1 protein-coding gene is annotated in these 1,296 nt (G+C 71.4%); it reads left to right on the top strand.

Annotated features, from left to right (window positions below; genetic code table 11):
- Nucleotides 1–140: 140 nt before the first annotated feature.
- Nucleotides 141–1,296 (top strand): IS110 family transposase (locus ACFO3J_RS35940; RefSeq protein WP_386439092.1); only part of this gene is annotated, 1,156 nt, incomplete at its 3' end.

Raw genomic sequence — 1,296 nt, 5'->3', positions numbered from 1 at the left:
CCAGGAGTGGCTGCCCGGTTCTCCGGGGTGCCCTGGCTGCTGATTGAGATGTGCGCGCTGTGTGCGGTCGCTGATTACGGAGACGACAGCGGGGTGTTCCTCGGGCCGACGGCATGCTGTTCGGAACAAGGAGGGGCAAAGTGAGTGAGCGACGGGCCCGGGTATGGGTCGGCATCGACGCGGGCAAGGTGCATCACTGGGCAGCGGCGGTCGATGAGGCCGGCGCGACGCTGTGGTCGAAGAAGATCGACAACGACGAGACGGCGATCCTGACCGCGCTGGGCGAGATCCTGGACCTGGCCGATGAAGTGTCCTGGGCGGTGGACATCTCCGGCACGGCCTCCGCGCTGCTGCTGGCCCTGCTCGCCTCCCACGGCCAGCAGGCCGTCTACGTGCCCGGCCGCACGGTCAACCGCATGTCCGGCGCATACCGGGGCGAGGCCAAGACGGACGCCCGCGACGCCTACGTCATCGCCGAGACCGCCCGCCACCGCCGCGACTTCGCCGTCATCGACGTGCCCGCGCAGCTCGCCGCCGACCTCGCCCTGCTGACCGCACACCGCTCCGACCTGACGGCCGACCGGGTACGGATGATCAACCGGCTCCGCGACGTGCTGACCGGCGTCTTCCCTGCCCTGGAGCGGGCTTTCGACTACTCGTCCCACAAAGGCGCACTGGTATTGCTGACCGGGTACCAGACCCCGGCCGCCATCCGGCGCCGCGGCCGGGCCCGCCTGACGGCCTGGCTCGCCAACCGCAGTGTGCGCGGCGCCGACGCGGTGGCCGCGACCGCACTGGAGGCGGCCCGGGCCCAGCAGACCGCGCTGCCCGGACAGGACGTCGCCGCGCAGATCGTCGCCGACCTGGCCGCGCAGATCCTGGCCCTGGACGACCGGCTGAAGCGGATCGACCAGCAGATCCGTGAGACGTTCCGCGCCCATCCGCAGGCGGAGATCATCGAGTCCCTGCCGGGCATGGGCCCCATACTCGGCGCCGAGTTCGTGGTCGCCGCCGGCGACCTGACGGCCTACGCCGATGCCGGCCATCTCGCCTCGGCGGCCGGGCTGGTGCCGGTCCCGCGCGACTCCGGGCGCCGTACCGGCAACCTTCACCGGCCCAAGCGCTACAGCCGTCGCCTGCGCCGGGTGTTCTACATGTCCGCGCAGACCAGCATCATCCGCGAAGGGCCCAACCGGGACTTCTACCTCAAGAAACGCGGCGAGGGCTGCAAACACGTCCAGGCCGTCATCGCTCTGGCCCGCCGGCGAGCCAGCGTCCTGTGGGCCCTCCTGCGCG

Origin of the sequence: Streptomyces polygonati, assembly GCF_042650325.1 — a bacterium.
Lineage (GTDB): Bacteria > Actinomycetota > Actinomycetes > Streptomycetales > Streptomycetaceae > Actinacidiphila > Actinacidiphila polygonati.
This window is presented reverse-complemented; position numbering and strand designations above follow the sequence as displayed.